This is a genomic window from Virgibacillus sp. CM-4 (assembly GCF_000445495.1).
GTDB lineage: Bacteria > Bacillota > Bacilli > Bacillales > Amphibacillaceae > Virgibacillus > Virgibacillus salexigens.
The window spans coordinates 616449-635518 of sequence record NZ_AUQA01000006.1; the positions used below are offsets into that span (position 1 = coordinate 616449).

The following is a 19070-nucleotide window of genomic DNA, read 5'->3' on the forward strand; positions in this document are numbered from 1 at the left end:
CTCATGAGAATTTCATATTTACCGCAGTCACCGTCAGAGTAAGTTACAGCAATTTGTCCTTTAAATGTTCTAGGTTTTTGTACATAGGTACATCAGCTACGAGCCCATCTATCACTTTCTTTAATATATTGCCAAAATATCCTTGAATGACGCCAATTTACTGATCCCTCTATTGATATTATTTTGTAGAGAAACCATTTAATTTTATTGCATAATAATATTCCTGCATTTTAACCACTTTCTGTCGTTATTAACTTTTTAAACGATTAAATAGTTCCAGTAATTAATTTAGGGATTTTTATAAAATTATTGTTTCCTCATCTAAATAACTTGATGGTTGAATTCAAAGTATTCCATGCACCACACATAAATTGTATCAAATTTTTTCCAAATCGCTATCCATCTTTTTTTAATTACGCCAAGAGTAACACCTGCAAGCATGAAAAATACCGGCACGATGTACGCGCGTACGTGCCGGTTACTAATACCACTTGATTGGGTAGTAATAATTAGACTCATTCTTTTTATGCCACAAACGCGCCCGATAGTTGAATATCCTATTGTTATTTTTCTGTGACCGGTATCCATATTTCACTCTTAAATTTCGGCGAGCTTGTATTCTTATTTTCATTCCATAGAATTTCAGGACCTTCTACTTGCTCGTAATTAGAAGACGGGAACCATTCGGAATAAATACGCCCCCAGATATCCTGTAATGTTTCAGGAAATGGTCCAACAGATTCAAATACAGCCCATGTTAGAGCAGGAACATCAAGTTGGATAAAGTTATTAGGACATTCATTTGTTGTTGCAACACCGATATAATGATCAAGTTCCCCTTTTTCTTCCATTCGACCTTCTGAAAAGTTTACAGATCCACTAAGCAGTCCCACAGGTTCAACATTAGAAAGTTTTTTAAGTTCATTTATCGCTTCACCATCTAAACTTTCCCACATAGAGGCGATTTCTGGATTAACTCCGTTGAAAATAATAGGGACTCTTTTTTTAATTCCAATGATGCTAAATGCCTCTTTTTCTTCAATTCGATAGTCCATTGCAATTCCTCCTTTAATTGATAGCTGGAAGGTCATTCGTGGATAGGCTTTTATTGTGTGACCATTATTTCTAGCTTCTGATGGTGTTATCCCATGAAGGCTATGAAAAGCCCTCGTAAAAGAGTCTGGAGAATTGTATCCGTATTTAATGGCGATATCAATAATCCTGAAATTGCTATTGTTCAGCTCAAAAGCTGCAAGAGTGAGACGCCTTCTCCGAATATACTCCGACAACGTTACACCTGCCAGAAACGAAAACATTCGTTTGAAATGATACTCTGAACATAATGCCCGCTTTGCTACTTCACGACTGTCAATTCTATTGGCAAGATTTTCTTCAATAAAGCTCAAAGCATCATTCATGTTTTTAAGTGAATTCACTTTAATGACCTCCCTTACATCAACAGAATAGCAAGAAGTGAAAGATTCTATCCGACTTTTCATGCACACTTATGCAGGGTCAACTTATTCTTCCGCAATATGGCCCCGATTCAGACACAGTGCTTCTTCAGCAACTGCGCCCGATTATTGAACGAGTATTCTATTTTGTAAAAAGCTGATTTACTTTACTTTCATCTTTCAGTTGTTCTTGAACAAAGGTTTTCAATCCTTCTTCATTAGTGAATTCATTTAACTCTTTACCGTACCAATCCTGTAATTTTGATTTAGTGATTTTATATGTATGGTCTCCAAAATTAAAGATAGTCCATTCTGCATTATCAATTAACGCAAACAGGAAAGTAGCATTATAAATTGTTGTTTCTTTATATTCCTTTTCTATCATTGTTGCTTCAATGTTTTCATACTTTAAAGTCATTCCATAGGGCTTTGCTTTTGTTTCAAGTGAAACTTCTTGAAATTCCTCATTGTGTTGCAATTGCCCAATTATATTGGTTACTGCACTGTTATCTCCAATTACAGATCCCTTGTATTGAAATATATCCTCACTTGTATTATTGTTTCCGCCACTATTTGAACCACAACCATTTAGGAACAGTAATATTAATAACGAAAAGAAAATATAACTTATTGTTTTTTTCATTTCAATCCCCCCTCACATAACATTATTTCTGCTCTTTAGCTTAACAATAATTATTTCAAATTCCTATAATTTCTCTAGAAGTTATTCCGCAAAATGGCCCTTATATTTGATTTTGGGGCGATTCTTATTAGTTAATCGCGCCCTTTTCCGGAACAATTTTTTACTTCGTTTTTATAGTGCCTCTCACTCTTCAAATTGTTTCTTTATACCTGTAATTCATTATAAAATCCGTATTAATGTGAATACTAAACTTATCCTGACATATTCTCAAGGAGGTTGCTTAATGAACGAAGTGAATGAAAGGAATATCCCCCTAACATCCGCAGAAATTGGTTCTCTTTGGACTGGGTATATGAATGACAGCATGTCGAAATGTATTTTGGGTTTTATGCTGGAGCACATTCAAGATGCGGATATAAAATCTGTTGTACAGCATGCCTATGATCTTTCGTCTAACCATTTGAACACATTAACAGCTATTTTTGAAAATGAACAATTCACCATTCCAAATGGGTTTACCGAACAAGATGTGAATATGAACGCACCGTGGCTTTTTTCAGACATATTTTGTTTGGTGTATGTGAATCATATGGCGAAGGCGGGAATGTTAATATACGGCGGTTTTGTTTCGATGAGTTACCGGGATGATGTATGTAACTACTTTGTACAGGCGTTAAATGAAACCAGTAACCTTTATAAACAATCACTCGAAACTGGTCTTTCCAAGGGGATAGTTTCCAGACACCCGTATATTGACGTTCCCAAAGAAACAGACTATGTTGACAGTAAAAAGTATTTAAGTGGCTTAAACCCTTTCAGTGATAAACGTCCATTAAATGCTGTTGAGATTTCTCATTTGTATCAGAACGTCCTAACAAATTCAATAGGAATGCACTTATGCATTGCATTTGCTCAAACATCACCATCAAAAGATGTACAGGATTTCATGCTTCGCAGTAAAGACATCTCAAAAAAGCATTTGAAAATTTTTGCAGATACACTTATGAAAGATAATATTGAATCTGCACAGACGAATGTATATTTAAGTGACTCCACAACTCAGACTTTTTCAGATAAATTAGTGATGTTTCACATGGATTTGCTTGTATCTGCGGGAATGGGGAATTATTCTACTGCAGCATCTGCAAGCCAACGAAGTGATTTGATGATTAATTATGAGCGATTATCATTTGAAGTTGCTCGGCTTGCCAAAAGCGGAGCAGATATCATGATTAAACATAATTGGCTGGAACAGCCACCTGGAGTAAAGGATTCTAAAAAATTAGCGAAGAACAAACAAAAAGGATGAACTTAAAATGGAAAAATAAATAAGAAGGTGACATTATGCGTTATGTTCCTATTCCTATGAATGCACAAAATAACCTTTTAGATCGATCACGGATAAATATCAAGGGAAACGTTAGTATTTGAAAGCGGTTGAATCCCTATTATGGAGCATCGCATTACCGGGATTTGGTCAACTATTAAATAAAATGTATATCAAAGGATTGGTATTAATTTTATTAGAGTTTTTGATTAATGTACTGGGAAATTTTAACGAAGTTATTATTTTAAGTTTTCAGGGGAACGTGGAAATGGCAGTTGAACAGGCAAATTATCAGTGGCTTATGTTTTATCCTTGTTTATACTTTTTTGCGATGTGGGATGCGTATAAAGATGCAGGTGGAGGAAAAGAGCCTTATGCCTTTTTACCATTTGTTTTTTCAGCTTATTTTGTGACGGTGGGAACGATCTATTCATCAAAAATATCGTTATTCGGTCAATTATTAGGAGTTATTTGGCTTCCAATGTTGAGCGTACTCCCGGGATTATTTGTAGGATTATTATTAAAAAGAATACTTACAAAAAAGCTGACCTCATAATCAGCTTTTTTCCGTGGAAATGTTTAACACAAATAAACTTATTTTCTCTTAATTATAATCCAAATATCGGAAAAATCAGTGACAATTAAGTTGTTCTTTTATTCAACAAACTGGCCCTATTCTTGAATAGGAGTAAGGGTTACAAGTTTATATGTCTCCAGATTTTTCAGCGCATATTACATCCCATTCCTTTGCATATAGCTTATCCTTAATTATAATCTCCGTCATTCCTGCATCAGTAAATTTATCATCATAATAATCCTCATACATAATAACACCCCCTTATAACTACTATCGAAACAAGTTAGAAGAAGGTGGCATTGTTATCTTAAATTCTTAAAAAATTCAGATTTATTGATAATATCTAGAAAATTTAAGTTAGATAATATCCTTTCAGCAGGAGTAGTAAGAAGGAAGGTAAGTGCTTAATGGTTAATGACAGAGGAACAATTAAATGGACATCGATGATGATGGCTGAACATATTGTTAAAAGAAATTAACGATCAGCAGGACTGGAAAGAAAAGCCCATTATCTCTGATTTTCAAAAAGAAAAAATGAACCTGGCTTTACAACTTGCCTTGAAAGATGACCTTACCATTGAGTTAGAGTATTTTAAGAACCATGTCTACCATAAGATTAAAGGTAAGCTGTTAGGTGTAGGTGTACTTAATCAATTCGTAACAATAGACGATCAGACATTACCGTTAGATAGTTTAACTGGTGCCTGGATAGATTAGAGCCTAAACTTATATCAATCTAATCTTGAAGTGTTAGGATGTAATAGTTTCTGATATATTATTTAATAATTGAATTAGATATGCTAAAGTAGATTTAGTTAAACTTTACTTGAGGTGTAAATATGGAAATTTCTTTAGGTTTACTTATATTTCTTAGTATCATCTTTTATTTCGTGCTTTATATTGTTATTGAAACAGCAGTGAGAAGAGGTATTGATGCATCAAAGACAAACGAAATACTTAAAGAAGTTTATAAAAAAATTGAAAAGAAAGATTAAGGACTAAAATAAAATGAAAATCTCCCTTATTGGTATAGAAATAAGGGAGATTTTCATTAATAACAGAAAAAATGAATCTTTAGTAATAATCATCTTGTGCGTGAGTAGTTATTGAAGTTATATCAGTACTAGATACACCTGACCAGCTTATAGATGGCGCCCCATATGTAAGGCTATACGAGAAATTAGTCTCAGTACTAGTTGCTTGGTGAGAATAATTCCCATAAGCGTTTATGAAGTTTGGTCTTGTGCTAGAACTTCTAGCAATCCAAAAATAAGCATATCCTTCTAATTCGATTACCTCTTCTGCAGCATGGGAATTTTTCAAATTCATTTTTACTCCATAACCTGATCCTTGTCTATTCCATTTGGAACTTGACGAGCTATAATTGGCACTTCCGTAATCAACAACGTTTTCAATAGGATGTATAGTTTTCCAAGATTGTTTCCCGTACTCTGATTCAGGTAACGGGGTGTATAAATCATCAATGGAAGTACTAAGAACATCGATACTACGAGTTTTGGGCATTATGTCCCATACAAATCTTGAATGTAGCCTAATACCAGAAGGGTACTTTTCTATTTGAGTAATAAGCCTTCTGTAGCTAGTTGACGTAGAGTCTTCATCGTCGAAAGTAGTAACCTTGTTTTTTTGTTCTTTTACTCTTTTAAAGTACTCTTCTTTACTAAGTTCTGTTACTTTAGGTTTAAGATTACTACTTATAAATGCATTGCTAGTTTCTATACTAGAATCTTTTACTTCAAAGAATTTAGAATCTCTGGACATTGATTCGGGGTCCAGTTCAATTAATTCATTAAATTCACTTTCTTCCATAGTTCTAATAGTCAAATCAGAGAAACCTAAATCTATTAATTTCTCATATTCTTCATCACTAATATTAATTCCATGAGAATTAGTTAACTTTGCTTCCTCTGCAAAAACAGAAGTCTGAAACAATAATAATACACCAAGTAAAAGTCCTGAACTTAATAAGATTTTTTTAGCCATAGTATACTCCCCCAAGTTTAAATTAAAACTTAATCCTTAACGTTTCCCCCTCCCCAATCGATTAAGTTCACTGAAAGTTTAGCATACATAAAATGATAAAAGAAGGGATTTTTCCCATAAAGGTAAAAAAATGTCTATTTTTTAACTTTTATAGTTTTTCCATGTTTTTCTATTACTTATCTCTCGTTTTAGTTTGAAAGGATTCATAAAAGAATCTTGTTTTTACCTTACCAGACAACTCCGCACCCAACAGACAATGGCGACTAACAAAGATAAAATCAAGAAGTATAAAGAAGTGAGTAAAGTAATATTTAATCAATATTACTTTACTCACTATAAGCATCATCCGATATTAATATGGTATACGATATCTGATTTACGAAGTGGAAAATTAAAAGAATCTTGTGAAACTGTAGGCTTAAGATATCGTATTTATGGTAATATGTAGAAAAAATATTAAGAGAAGATATTTTATGGAAGCAGAAGATATAACGAAAGTTGAAGTACGGTCATACTTTGATAAACAATACTTAAGTATTTTATCCTGTTCAAATACCTTCACTGCGAAGGGAAGAATGATGAAATCTTTTGCTAACTGTTTTAATTCCTCATTCATGGAATCACCTCAAAGAACGTTTGTTCTATTCTTATTATATGCAGTGATTAAGTTTTTATCAACTTTTTGTTCCACAATCGCGCCCGATTGTTTTACAATTCACTTCCAAAACCTAATTATAATAAATCCCTATTTTTACGATAAGAACGGTTTAAAGATATGAAACTTGCAAAAAACCAAACGATACCAATGCTAACAACTAGTCCTAGAACCCCGCGCCATTTATCAAATCCATCTATGGCTAAATACACGAACATCAATACAAAAAACGTGAGGATACGCATCATTATTTCTTTTAACTTTCTTTTATAGCGCTTATCAGTTGCCACATCAGTATATTCAATACCAGCTATGATGTATCTTACTAAGATATAGAATAGAGAAATGACGATTGGTATTAATAAAGCATTTACGACAGACATATCGAAATAATTACTGTATATAATCATTCCGATAAGTGAAAGCAATAGAATTACTACGCCTTCCGAATAAAAGTACAGCATCATCTTTTCTTTATATTCGTCCTTTGGCAATAAAAATGGTATCCAAGATTTCACCATTATTCAACCTCCCAAAATAATTCATCTAACGTTTTGTTTAGTGCCTTGGCTATTGCTACGCATAACTGAAGACTTGGATTATAGGTTCCTTTTTCAATTAAGCCAATCGTCTGTCGCGTTACTCCTGTTTGCGAAGCTAATTGTTCTTGCTTAAGAGAAGCTTTAATACGAGCAATCTTCACATTATTTTTCATAAGTTCACCTACGTTTGAGCAATATATATTTAACATATGCAATTTATATATTACACCATTGGTGAAAAAAGTCAAATTAAAAAGAGGTTTTTACAACCTCCTTTGATTTTTTATTATTAGTGAAATCACAATTCCAGATACCAATGCACCTAATGCTACAGATAGTGCTTGTGAAAAGATTGATTTTGTAAATATACCCCTATAAAAGTTCCAATAGTTAAACAGATAGGAAGTACCCAATTTAAATAAACACACCCGGGTCAACGTATTATGAAAGAATTGGGCTTAAAGTGTCTTGTCCGTTAGTGAAGCGGTAGCCGTGATGAGCGTTGCTATCGCTTCTGTTATTTTTGTAAGACCTTCTAACATTTACTCCCTCCTTGTCTATACTCCTTTTATACTATTAATAGTATAAATTAACAAGAACTTTTTACCATTTTTTCTATTTTCTTTATAAAAAAAGTCTGTAATATACAGACTTTAAATAGCATCATTCACTTCAAAGTCCGTACCTTGCATATATCGCTTCATTGTTTGGTTAGTCATTTTTTTAGATCTTCAGAGAATGTAAACATACCCAAAAAAAGAGGCAGCTAACCTATACAAATTATTCACTTTCAGTTGCTTTATCCTTACGTATCGAACCAACAGATTCAATGACCGCATTTGTAGATACATGTATATTACTTTGCGTAAAGGAGTTTCCCCCTCTAACCCAATTATCCTTTATCTCATTCCAAAGATCGTAGTGTCTCTGATAAAGAATGTCACTAATCCCTAATATATCTACCTTTAAATCTTTTTGGGCTTTTTCGATTGTTTTTTCAGCTAGCTCTTTAACCCTATTTGCAGTTGCTTCTTCTACTTTTTTTAAATATGATGTATCCATAACATTTTCTGCCTGTCCAAACCTTTCACCAACGTCCCCTTCTATGTTAATTGCTACTTCAACACTAAGATTTTCTCTGTTTTCATCCTTAATTTGTATAGTTTGATTTATTTTTGATATCTCAACGGTAAGTTTTTGGCCATCTACTTCTACTTCTATGACACCACCCTCATCCTTTTCCGTCATAAATTCTAAGCCTTTTGTTTCGTCTTCTGAAAGAGAGTCGATTTCATTACTTATCCCCCGAAATACAACTGCTCCTTTATACTGAAGAAATTTGTTATTATATATGTGTAGTTCTGGAACAACATAGCTTATTTCACTTAATAGTTTCTCATGAATATCTTCTATATGCATAGTTTTTAATGCCCCGAAATTTTTATAATTGTTATCCATCAACGAATGGATATATAGAGCAGGTATTTTTTCATTTTCGGGTTTGATATTCAAAGCCTTCCTTGCTTCTCCTTCTACAACTACTATCCTCAAATTTCGACGCATTTCATGATCACGAAGATGAACATCCATGATATTTTCAAATAATCTCGGTTCTTTTACAACGTCTTCCGAAAGAAGAAGTAACTTTATATGGGCAAAAAATAGGGATTGGCTTGTTAATGAAGACATCTCTCGAGTAATTTCAAAAAGACTACCTCCGGTGGCTGATATATTCATATAAGCTTCTTGGTTTCCTTTACTTTCCATTGGTGTTCCTACCCCAGAAGGAACAACTGCTTGATTTGTGAGCATAAGTTCATATGTACCATCCGATTTCTTATCTACTAAATCTATGGCAGAACCAACAACAAAGCCCCGATCTTCAATTTCTACACAATCCCAGCATCCAGATAAGAATGGTAAAATAATTAAGATAAAAAGAAGAAATTCAAAGTAGTGGTATTTCCTCATTTTATTTAACTAACTCCTTAAAGCTATATCGGCTTTATAATTTCAGAAATATATAAGTTATTATCTTAGAAATTCCCTAAAATGAAGGAAATATAATTATTAATTTGATGGTTACGACAGCAAGGTAATTAATTAGAAAATAGTATGTGAGCTTATAACCCAGAAAGAAAACTAGTCGATTATTATTCCAACACCCCCATTAAAAGGGGGGGATTGAAGTAAAATATTTAAAGTTTAATTGTATTTATTTTATTTTGAGGATTGATAGCTTACAAAGTGTTAATCAATGACTAACTTACACGTTATTCCATAGTTGGTCCTGATACCGTTTGTGGTTATCGGTTGTTTTAAAGGGAATTGAGATACTTTAGGCACTTTAAGGCATTTAAGCATTTAAGTAGCATTCCTGGCTACTTTAGCTCCTATAAGTAGACCTTTGGACAACCGCCGAGAGAGTGTTTTTTTAAAACTTTCTTTCTGGTTTATCAACTCTCAAATTTCTTTTTTATATAATTCTTTTTAAAAAAAGCTGACCGTTTAAGTAATTAGCTTTTTCCTTAGAATCCATTGTAATAGAAATCCCAAAAGCAAACCCGGAATCACACTTAATATTGGAAGCCAAATTGGCCCCAACAACAGCCCAAATAAAGTCAGCCTAGACGAATATATGGTTCCAACGGCCACAAAATAAGCTGAAAATACAAATGGTAAAGAAGAATATGGCTTTTTCCCACCGCCTGCATCTTTATAGGCATCCCACATAGCAAAAAAGTACAAACAAGGATAAAACATGATCCAATGGTAATTGGTTTGTTGAATCGCTGCTTCAATTTCTCCATGAAAACTTAGAAGTATGACCTCGTTAAAATTTCCTTGTACATTGACCAAAATTTCTAAAAGAAACAATAAGATACCTTTAAGATATTTTTTGTTGAGGATTTGTCCAAACCCAGGAAGGGCAACACTCCATAATAATGCTTCCAATTTGTGGCTTTTTTCTTTCATACGACCTGACATAACGTGGCCTTATTTCGTCAGGTTTTTTCTATCAGCTGCAATTGGTGGTTGTTCCATCCAAGCATTATTAATCATAATATTTGCTCCTTGATTGGCATACTTAGAAATTTCAGCAATTAGTCGCCCGTAATGAACACCTAAATCATGTCTTGGACTAATAGACATGAAGGACCCATATTGGCCCATACCTGAAGCAATAAGTGTTGTAACTAGAAACATCATTAATTTATCCGAAAAAGGTGCAGTTGTTGAGTTAGTTACTTCGGATGTCAAGATACGGGATCCATCAGAGATAAATTCTTCGTTTAAGATGGATGAGAAAATTTCTAGATGTTTTGCGGCAATATCACGTCCTTTTTCAAAATACTTTTTAACCTCTTTTGACTGTGCTACTTGAGCGAATCCAGCAACAAGTGCCTGGCCAAGTGCATTACGCCTGGTGTTTAATACAAGTGCTGTAATCTCCACACCCAGTAATGGCCTGCGTTCACCCAGCCATCCTGCCAAAAAGCTATCATTCGTTACAAAGTCGATTTGCTTCGCCTTTGGAATTTGCGGATAACGGATATAAAGGCCCTTTGCTTTGGCTGTATCTTTTGTTATTTTGTACATTCTCTGTGTTTCGTCTACAGCTTCTATATAAAACTGAATAATATCATCTCGTTCAACTTGAGATGAGGCTAATCCGTAAATAGCCATACTAAAATTAGTTACATTTAACATTAAATCAAGATATATGCGATCGGAAAAAAGTCTTGGTGCTTCCGAATTAACATCTTGTTCTGTAAAACCTTGAGGAATTGGATAGTTTTCAGCATTAAATATATCAGTAATTTTCTTTTGATGTTCCTCCGATATTGCTAAAAATTGTTCTAGTATGGAACGGATTTCTTCATCGGTAACATTTGCTAAAAAATGACGCAATCCACAAATTAACATGGTGTCATTTTGATAGGATGTCCAAAGGGTTGAAACCTCTGCTACTGTTAATTCTTCTTGATAGTAATAATTAGTTTCCAACTTTAAAACCCCCAATTAATTTGCGTAAAGTGGTTTATATGCAATAAATGTATCTTAACTCTTCCATTCATTTTTTCTTAGCTAATTCGTCACGATCACTTGCACGTGGAGGTTCTTCCATCCAACCGTTATCAATAAGAATGTTCGCACCATCTTCTGAATATTTAAGGATTTCATGTATCAATCGATCATAGTGTGCTGTTAAATCACGCCTTATGCTAGTCGATATACTTGTTCCATAATATCCAATCCCCAATGCGATTAAACCAGTAATGATAAACATCATCATTCTATCAGAAAATGGGGAAACTGTGGATTCTGTCACATAAGTATCTGAAGTCATTGGAACTGGTAGGTCATCTTCTCGTAATATTGATCCAAATACTTCATTATGCTTGGAAGCGATTCCTTTTCCACGAATAAAGAATTGTACTACTTTTTGTGAATTCGCTACTTGACTGAAACCAATCAAAGTAGCGACCCCCTAAAGCATTACGCTGGAAATTAGCATAAAGATTGGTCATCTCCAGTGATAATAGTGGCCTTCTCTCGCCAAACCAACCTGTAAGAAAACTTTGCTTCTTAACAAGGTCTACTTTTTGAGGGTAAGGGATATACGGGGAGCGTACATAAAGTCCCTTCTGCAAAAGAACTTTTTTTACCATTGTATCCATTTCATTCGATTCTGTCAGACATTGCCCAAAATATTGGTCAATATCTGAACGTACGGCTAAAGACTTTGACACACCGTAAGCATTTAGAGATATTTGCGCCATCTGATTCATAAACTGCAGCATATAATTATCGGTAAACAAGCGTGGAGCATTCACGTTTAAGTCTTGATCTTCTGAAAATCCTTTTGGCAATGGGTAATTTTCTTTAGTGAAAATGGCCGTTAGTTTTTGGATATGAGTTTGAGATAACTCCAAAGCATGTTCTAAAATTGGACGAACATCAGCATCTTCAACGTTCTTCAAAAAATGCTTTAACACGCATATGGAGCCGGTGTCATTTTGGTATGAAGCCCAAAGTTGGGATAGCTCTGCAGAGGTTAGTCTTATGTTCTTTTCGTTTTCCATTATTTCCCATCCTCCATTACAGCGTTTTACTCTCCAATATTATTTGGAATTATTGAATAGAATATTCATTTTACATCTTATTTTTTCTAATGAAGCTAGCATCAAAAAACAGTATTTTAGAGTTACCTTTCTCTAAGTTTATAAAGAGCTTTAGTTAATTTTTATTAAACAATCTGGCCCGTTTGTTGCATTGTCAAAATCCATATTGTCAACTGTCTCGATCTGTTCTTCCTTTTTATTAATCAAAATTTTAAATGTCTCGTCTGACTCAAAGTTTGTGGAATCAAGGTTGGCTTTGGCTAATGCTGGAGGTATTATTAATGGGGGGAAACACATGGCTATATTTTTCCCATCTTATTTTATAAAAGCTGGTTTCCAAACAGAAAACCAGCTTTCCTATTTTATATTTAGGCACTTACATGATAACCTTGTTCTTCAATAGCTTCTTTCATGGCATCAACATGTACTTTTGATTCATCAAAAGCAACTTCTACATTACCAGTATCTAAATTAACTTCAGCTGCTGATACGCCATCTAGTTTTTTTAATGCGCCTTCAACTGACATTTTGCAATTACCGCATGTCATGCCTTGCACATTTAACGTTTTCTCCATGACTTTTTCACCTCCTTTAAATTTGTCTATTTATAGTTTCACTCGTTTTAAGCGAAGGGAGTTCGAAACAACACTTACCGAACTTAATGCCATTGCCGCACCTGCAATCCACGGTGCAAGTAGCCCAATAGCTGCAACTGGAATCCCTGCTGTATTGTAGCCGAATGCCCAGAAGAGGTTTTGACGAATATTTCTAATCGTTGAATGGCTGATTTTAATTGCTTTCGGTATGAGTAATAGCTCACCACCTAGAATTGTAATGTCAGCAGCTTCAATTGCCACTTCTGTACCGGTCCCAATGGCGATTCCTATATCTGCAGTAACCAATGCAGGTGCATCGTTCACACCGTCACCTACCATTGCCACTTTTTTATCTAGTGACTGAATTTCTTTGATTTTATCTGCCTTTTCTTCAGGTAATACTTGCGCAATTACATGGTCGATTCCTGCTTGTTTTGCAATAGCCTGCGCTGTTCGTTCGTTGTCCCCTGTTAACATGATCACTTCTAAGCCTTGTACCTGCAATTCTTTAATTGCTTGTGGTGCGGTTTCTTTAATGGTGTCAGCAACCGCGACAATTCCACGATAGTTTCCATCAATGGCAATTAACATCGCTGTTTTTCCTTCAACTTCGTAATCAATCAATTCTTGTTCCGCACCACCAACGTCGACATGATGATCTTGCATTAATTTTCGATTTCCAACAAGAACGTGTTTTCCAGAAATTTTAACTTCAATACCATGACCAGGTATAGCATCAAATTCCTTTACTTCCACAAAATCAACATCATGCTCTGTTGCATAAGCAACAATGGCTTCAGCAAGTGGATGTTCTGAACCTTTTTCCGCACTCGCAAGCAACTGTAATGTTTCCTCATCACCTGTAAAGTTTGTTACTTCAGGTTTTCCCTTTGTAATCGTTCCAGTTTTATCAAGAACGATTGCCTCTAACTGATGTGTTTTTTCTAAGTGTTCTCCACCTTTAAACAAAATTCCACTTTCAGCAGCCTTTCCTGTACCTACCATAATAGAAGTTGGTGTTGCAAGCCCTAACGCACATGGACAAGCAATAACAAGTACAGCAATTCCCGCAACTAAGGCAGGCTCAAATTGACCAGGCTGGACAAATGAAATCCAAACGATAAATGTTAGGATGGCAATACCTACTACAATTGGAACGAAATAACCTGAAATAACATCAGCTAACCGTTGAATTGGCGCCTTTGACCCTTGAGCTTCCTCCACGACTTTGATAATCGATGCAAGGGCGGTATCTTTCCCTACTTTTGTCGCTTCCATTTCAATCGAGCCATTTTTGTTTATCGTTGATCCGATAACAGCTGCGTCCACGTCCTTTTCAATTGGAATGGATTCCCCCGTAATCATCGATTCATCAACAGAAGTTTTCCCCTTTATAACCATACCGTCTACCGGTATTTTTTCGCCTGGTTTTACAACTAACCGATCACCGGCGACAACCTCCTCAACTGGCGTCATGATTTCCTCTCCATCTCTTATTACGCGAGCTTCTTTTGCCTGTAAATTTAGCAAAGAGGATAGTGCATTCGTTGTCTGGCTTTTGGCTCTTGCCTCCAAATATTTACCAAATAAAATCAACGTAATTAATACAGCACTCGTTTCAAAGTATAAATGCGGCATATATTCAGGATTACCGATAGTCTTAAATGCTTCGTATAAACTATAGAAATAGGCAGCACTCGTACCTAATGCAACAAGTACATCCATGTTCGCTCCACCATTACGAAGGTTCTTATAGGCGCCAACATAAAATTGCCATCCGATGATAAATTGAACGGGTGTTGCTAAAGCAAATTGGAACCACGAATTCATGAATATATCTGGTATCGTCATATTAAATAAATGAACCAACATTGTTACTAATAACGGTAAAGCTAACACAGCTGAAATGATTAACTTCGTCTTCTGATGTTTTAGTTCCTTTTCTTTGTGTGTTTGCTTTTCTGATGCTTCAGCTTTAGGTTTTGCATCATAGCCAACATTTCGGATTTTCTCAATCAAAGCCTTTTGATCGACTAATCCAGCGTTATACTCAACCGTTGCACTTTCCGTCGTTAAGTTTACAGTTGCAAGCTTAACACCATCCTGTTTATTCAAAACTTTCTCAATACGGTTAGAACAAGCTGCACAAGTCATCCCAAAAACATCAAATTCGGCTTTTTCCGTTAGTACATCGTAACCAGTATTTTCTATTTTCTTTGTAATCTCTTCAATAGAAGCCTTCTCTGAATCGTAATCGACGGTCGCCTTTTCTGTTGTTAAATTGACTTGGGCTTCTACTCCATCCATTTTATTTAAAACTTTTTCAACGCGATTGGAACAAGCAGCACAGGTCATTCCTGTTATACCAAGTGTTGCATGATTTGTTTCGCTCATCATCGTTCCCTCCCTTAATTACTTGGAAAACTGCTTCAATACACTCATTAATTCCTCAATCGTTTCTGTACCTTCACCTTCTCTGATCGCATCACTGACACAATGATTGATATGTCGTTCCGTGACAGAGAAACCTACATTTTTTAATGCGGATTGAATGGCGCTAATTTGTACTAAAATATCTACACAATATCGATCCTCTTCCACCATTTTCTGTATTCCACGAACTTGACCTTCAATTCGCTTTAAACGGTTAATGGTTTTCTCCTTTTCATCTCGTGTTCTTGGTTTACTTGGTTGATTACGTAAGAATTTATCCAACTCAATCACTTCCTTTTTGTTTATACTTATACTATACCCCCATATGGTATATTTGTCAACAAAAGCTTCATATTTTGTAAAATAACCTAGAAAATTCTTTAATATTAGATTGAAAGTACAGGCTTAATTTACCACTTTTATTTCAAGGTCAAGTCCCGGCTATATAACTCTGGGACTTACCCTATTTTTACCTATTAGATTCTTCCTGCTTTGGTGAACGGGTAAACAGAAGTGCTAATACAGCACCTAAAAAGGCTATGATACCGCCTAGAAAAATGCCTGCTGAAAACCTTCATTCAAAGCAACTAACTGAGACCCGGCTGTACTGGAAGCAGTTGCTACTCCAGCAATAGCCACCAGTATAGCTAGACCAATTGCGGAACCAATTTGGAAATTGGTATTGTATAAACCGGAAGCAAGTCCTGATTTTTTCGGCTCTACTTCCGATACAGACGCTGTCGTAGACGCTAAATAAGCAAGTGCATTACCGAGTGCTGCTACAAATGAAGGGAATAATACACTTATGACGTAAGTACCATCTACTGTTGCAAATTGCGAAAATAAAATATTACCTAAGCCGAGAATCACGAAACCAACAACCATAGTCATTTTTATACCCAATTTGGCCAATACTTTTTCTGCCACGACAATTATGAAGAAAGCCATAAACAAAGGTACAGGCAATACTGCCATTGCGCCGGCTGTCGGAGAGTATTGTAACACTTGTTGCAGATAAAGGATCAACATATATATTAATGGGAACCATGCTGCCTGTGTTAAAAAGACACCGACATTACCGATACCTAAGTTAGGTGTTTTAAATATATTGAGTGGTAATAGCGCTTCTTTCATTTTGGATTCTACGATAAGAAAAATCAGAAATAGAACAACTCCGACAATAAGAGAAATCACAACATTACTTGATGTCCAGCCACTGTGTTCCGCTGATACAATGCCGTAAACAATTAACATCAAAGATGCTGTGGCTAAAGCAGCACCAACATAATCAATACGTCCTTTAAGTCTTTGCCCGGATTTTTGTAATAGTTTAGGGCTAAGAATCAAAACAAGAATACTTAATGGTACATAGATGAACAATGTCCAGCGCCATCCGAAGAATCCGGTTATGAGTCCGCCAAAAACAATTCCGAATGCACCACCTGCTGCACCGGATAAGCCCCAAAAAGCAAGTGCTTTTTCTTTTTCGGGAGTGCTGAAATTGAAGAGTCGCATTACCATAGACAAAGCTGAAGGTGCAATTAATGCTGAACCCAATCCTTGAATCCCACGGAATATATTTAAACTTATCTCATTCCAGGCTAAACCTGCAAACAAGGACGAAACAGCCAAAATAAAAACACCTAAGTTAAAAATACGGCGATTACCATATAAATCGGCTAATTTACCCCCTAATAACAGGAAACCTCCAAATATAAGAAGGAAAGCGCTCATCACCCATTGTAAACTTTCTTGGGTATATCCGAGTGATTCTTGAATTGACGGTAATGCGATTTGAATAATAGACGCATCCATTATTACGAGAAAGTTTGCAAAACATAATAAAAACAGTGCCTTCCATCTTTTAGGGTCAGGTTGCGAAAGTGTCTGTGAATGTGTAGACATAATGATATTACCTCCAGTGTTACAGTTTAATCTTTGTTTTAATATTAAAATAATTGTTTGTGAAAAGGTGAATTATAAGTCCTTACCTATTATTAATCCACAACGGATAAAGCATTTTATATTAACTTATCAATTGATCCTTACCTATCCTTTTCCAAAATTTAAAGAATGATTCCCTTTTTTTACCCAGATGTGAATAGGCAGAAATAATCTTATCTACGATATCATACAATTCCTCTGGTGTTAGATTCTCCCTCAGCAAGAAACCAACCGCAGCGTCTTTTCCTTTTGCTTTTCCACCAACATATAAATTGTAATGATCCTTAAATTTCATAACACCTATATCGCTTAGCATAGGTTCTCCGCAACCTATTGGGCAACCTGTATAGGCGATCTTTAGGGTAAAGGGTACAGGTTTTCCAGCAAAGCGTTTATTTAATTCTTTTGCTACTGGCATCCCTTCCCGTTCTTCTCCTTTACAGAAATTGCAGGTTCTCAAGCTTTTTACAAAGTTTCCAACTGGATAACATGCCAACCCAACACTTTCAAATTCTTCTATGGTTTCCTCTTTTCTATTCTCCGGAATTTCTATATAGAGTTGTTGAAAAGTAGTTAACTCAAGTTCATCATCTTCACTCATATATTTTGAGATTGTCACAAGTTGCTTGGGATTTAGTTTTGCCCCGAACCCTATTCCACCATTTACCGCGATTTTCGTTTTTTTGACATCGGTATTCATATTTCTCCCTCTTTTCATTAAAATTACCTTACATAGGAAGGGTATAATTTAATAAAAAAACCTCCCCAACATACCTAGTTATTAAATGTCAGCTATCTTACATTTAATAACTGCTTAATTTCATCCTTATTTCTCTCAAACCCTATCATGCTCTTCGGTTTTCTCCTCAAACCCAAAAGGGACGGCTTAGAAAATACGAGCCCCGGAACGATTCTATTTCCTGTTATCTTTATAAGATCCTTCTCTTTTAATGGTTGTTTTGCTAAATCATATTCTTTATGAGGAATATGATGAACTTGCAAGAATTTCTTCAAGTCTTGGCAATCAGAGCAAGTGGGCCTGGTGTAGACTTCAAGGTGAAAGTTTTTCACTCTACCCTTACCTCCCTTTAGTTTATAAAAATGCGCGTTAAAAATAGCCCCAGGTCAATTGCTATTGACCATAAAGGTACAAAATTTTGTTAAAAGGGGATCGCTCTGCGTAAGCACGATCATCCTACTTAGGCAACATCGTATCCCTGTTCTTCAATAACCTCTATAATATCTTTCAAATTCACTTTATCTGGATCAAAGATTACATCGACTTTTCCATCTTGCAAATGAACCTTTAGCGTTTCAACACCGTTCAGTTCTCCTACACTCTCCTCAATAGAGTTCACGCAATGTCCGCAAGACATGCCTTGTACGTTAAGTGTTTTATTTGTCATTTAAATTACCTCCTATTTTTAATTCTTTTTTACCTTACCATACCCCAGTTAGGTATTGTCAAGTGTAAAATTTATTTCGTTATCTCGAAGTTCTTTTGGTACGACTACCATTCCTAGTTCATCTAATTTACGGGGTAGCGTCAGGAAAATGCGGATTTACAACGTTAAGGAAATTCCCAAATTAAAAAGCCCAATTTATAACATATATATACGCCTTTTTCGTTACTCCGTTAAAGCGCCCGATACTAAAATATTATTAAAGCTACTTTTTACTTTAATAAGAACTTTCCTTTACCTTTTAGGCGAACTTATAAAATAAACAAAAGTCCGAACCCTGTTGCAGTGACGTAAGGTTAAAGCGTA

22 protein-coding genes are annotated in these 19070 nt (G+C 35.3%); 4 read left to right on the forward strand and 18 right to left on the reverse strand.

Annotated elements, in window-relative coordinates; all coding sequences use genetic code 11:
* Nucleotides 1–563: 563 nt before the first annotated feature.
* Together M948_RS36405 and M948_RS36410 are read right to left on the reverse strand one after the other, a co-directional pair.
* Nucleotides 564–1436, reverse strand: a complete 873-nt coding sequence (locus tag M948_RS36405; RefSeq protein ID WP_021291455.1) for an AraC family transcriptional regulator — start codon at nt 1434–1436, stop codon at nt 564–566.
* Nucleotides 1437–1596: 160 nt separating this feature from the next.
* Entirely contained in the window at nt 1597–2097 is a 501-nt protein-coding gene (locus M948_RS36410) for a DUF4825 domain-containing protein (RefSeq protein WP_021291456.1), read from the reverse strand.
* Nucleotides 2098–2389: 292 nt separating this feature from the next.
* Between M948_RS36410 and M948_RS36415 the strand changes: the two genes are divergently transcribed.
* Complete coding sequence (locus M948_RS36415) at nt 2390–3406, forward strand: DUF3231 family protein (protein ID WP_031335568.1); 1017 nt, start codon at nt 2390–2392, stop codon at nt 3404–3406.
* A gap of 118 nt (nt 3407–3524) precedes the next feature.
* Nucleotides 3525–3980 (forward strand): hypothetical protein, encoded by a 456-nt coding sequence (locus M948_RS36420; RefSeq protein ID WP_021291458.1) that lies wholly within the window; start codon nt 3525–3527, stop codon nt 3978–3980.
* 147 nt (nt 3981–4127) lie between these two features.
* Here M948_RS36420 and M948_RS43860 read toward each other — a convergent pair whose 3' ends face one another.
* Complete coding sequence (locus tag M948_RS43860) at nt 4128–4250, reverse strand: hypothetical protein (protein WP_021291459.1); 123 nt, start codon at nt 4248–4250, stop codon at nt 4128–4130.
* 213 nt (nt 4251–4463) lie between these two features.
* Here M948_RS43860 and M948_RS36425 point away from each other — a divergent pair, with 213 nt between their 5' ends.
* Both M948_RS36425 and M948_RS43260 read left to right on the forward strand, forming a co-directional pair.
* Nucleotides 4464–4718, forward strand: coding sequence for a YolD-like family protein (locus tag M948_RS36425; protein ID WP_021291460.1), 255 nt, complete (start codon nt 4464–4466; stop codon nt 4716–4718).
* A gap of 122 nt (nt 4719–4840) precedes the next feature.
* Nucleotides 4841–4996: a hypothetical protein gene (locus M948_RS43260; RefSeq protein ID WP_021291461.1), complete on the forward strand. Its 156-nt coding sequence runs from the start codon at nt 4841–4843 to the stop codon at nt 4994–4996.
* Between the two features lie 79 nt (nt 4997–5075).
* On the opposite strand, the gene M948_RS36430 is transcribed toward M948_RS43260, so the two are convergent.
* The 15 genes from M948_RS36430 to copZ (M948_RS36495) form a co-directional block, all read right to left on the reverse strand.
* Nucleotides 5076–6005: a hypothetical protein gene (locus tag M948_RS36430; RefSeq protein WP_021291462.1), complete on the reverse strand. Its 930-nt coding sequence runs from the start codon at nt 6003–6005 to the stop codon at nt 5076–5078.
* Nucleotides 6006–6737: 732 nt separating this feature from the next.
* Nucleotides 6738–7181 carry a hypothetical protein gene (locus tag M948_RS42590; RefSeq protein WP_021291464.1) on the reverse strand — a complete coding sequence of 148 codons (444 nt, stop codon included), beginning with the start codon at nt 7179–7181 and terminating at the stop codon, nt 6738–6740.
* On the reverse strand, nt 7181–7375 hold the full coding sequence (locus tag M948_RS36440; protein WP_021291465.1) for a helix-turn-helix transcriptional regulator: 195 nt from the start codon (nt 7373–7375) through the stop codon (nt 7181–7183). The genes M948_RS42590 and M948_RS36440 overlap by 1 nt, the downstream gene beginning before the upstream one ends.
* A 607-nt stretch (nt 7376–7982) precedes the next feature.
* The gene (locus M948_RS36445; RefSeq protein WP_021291466.1) at nt 7983–9173 is read right to left on the reverse strand and encodes a Ger(x)C family spore germination protein; all 1191 of its coding nucleotides are present in this window, start codon (nt 9171–9173) and stop codon (nt 7983–7985) included.
* 537 nt (nt 9174–9710) lie between these two features.
* Nucleotides 9711–10178 carry a hypothetical protein gene (locus tag M948_RS36450; protein ID WP_031335570.1) on the reverse strand — a complete coding sequence of 156 codons (468 nt, stop codon included), beginning with the start codon at nt 10176–10178 and terminating at the stop codon, nt 9711–9713.
* 21 nt (nt 10179–10199) lie between these two features.
* Nucleotides 10200–11210 (reverse strand): DUF3231 family protein, encoded by a 1011-nt coding sequence (locus M948_RS0122030; protein ID WP_031335572.1) that lies wholly within the window; start codon nt 11208–11210, stop codon nt 10200–10202.
* Between the two features lie 67 nt (nt 11211–11277).
* Nucleotides 11278–11682: a DUF3231 family protein gene (locus M948_RS44030; RefSeq protein WP_021291468.1), complete on the reverse strand. Its 405-nt coding sequence runs from the start codon at nt 11680–11682 to the stop codon at nt 11278–11280.
* Nucleotides 11600–12289 (reverse strand): DUF3231 family protein, encoded by a 690-nt coding sequence (locus M948_RS36455; RefSeq protein WP_306465037.1) that lies wholly within the window; start codon nt 12287–12289, stop codon nt 11600–11602. The genes M948_RS44030 and M948_RS36455 overlap by 83 nt, the downstream gene beginning before the upstream one ends.
* Before the next feature lie 407 nt (nt 12290–12696).
* Entirely contained in the window at nt 12697–12903 is a 207-nt protein-coding gene (gene copZ, locus M948_RS36465) for a copper chaperone CopZ (RefSeq protein ID WP_021291470.1), read from the reverse strand.
* Nucleotides 12904–12933: 30 nt separating this feature from the next.
* Nucleotides 12934–15321 (reverse strand): heavy metal translocating P-type ATPase, encoded by a 2388-nt coding sequence (locus tag M948_RS36470; protein WP_369759891.1) that lies wholly within the window; start codon nt 15319–15321, stop codon nt 12934–12936.
* A gap of 15 nt (nt 15322–15336) precedes the next feature.
* Entirely contained in the window at nt 15337–15639 is a 303-nt protein-coding gene (locus M948_RS36475; RefSeq protein WP_021291472.1) for a metal-sensing transcriptional repressor, read from the reverse strand.
* Between the two features lie 267 nt (nt 15640–15906).
* A complete protein-coding gene (locus M948_RS36480; protein ID WP_021291473.1) occupies nt 15907–17262 on the reverse strand; it encodes an MFS transporter in 1356 nt (451 codons plus the stop codon).
* Between the two features lie 121 nt (nt 17263–17383).
* Entirely contained in the window at nt 17384–18001 is a 618-nt protein-coding gene (locus tag M948_RS36485) for a nitrite and sulphite reductase 4Fe-4S domain protein (RefSeq protein ID WP_021291474.1), read from the reverse strand.
* A 92-nt stretch (nt 18002–18093) separates the two neighbouring features.
* A complete protein-coding gene (locus M948_RS36490) occupies nt 18094–18372 on the reverse strand; it encodes a glutaredoxin family protein (RefSeq protein WP_021291475.1) in 279 nt (92 codons plus the stop codon).
* Nucleotides 18373–18500: 128 nt separating this feature from the next.
* Entirely contained in the window at nt 18501–18707 is a 207-nt protein-coding gene (copZ, locus tag M948_RS36495; RefSeq protein WP_021291476.1) for a copper chaperone CopZ, read from the reverse strand.
* Nucleotides 18708–19070: the final 363 nt, after the last annotated feature.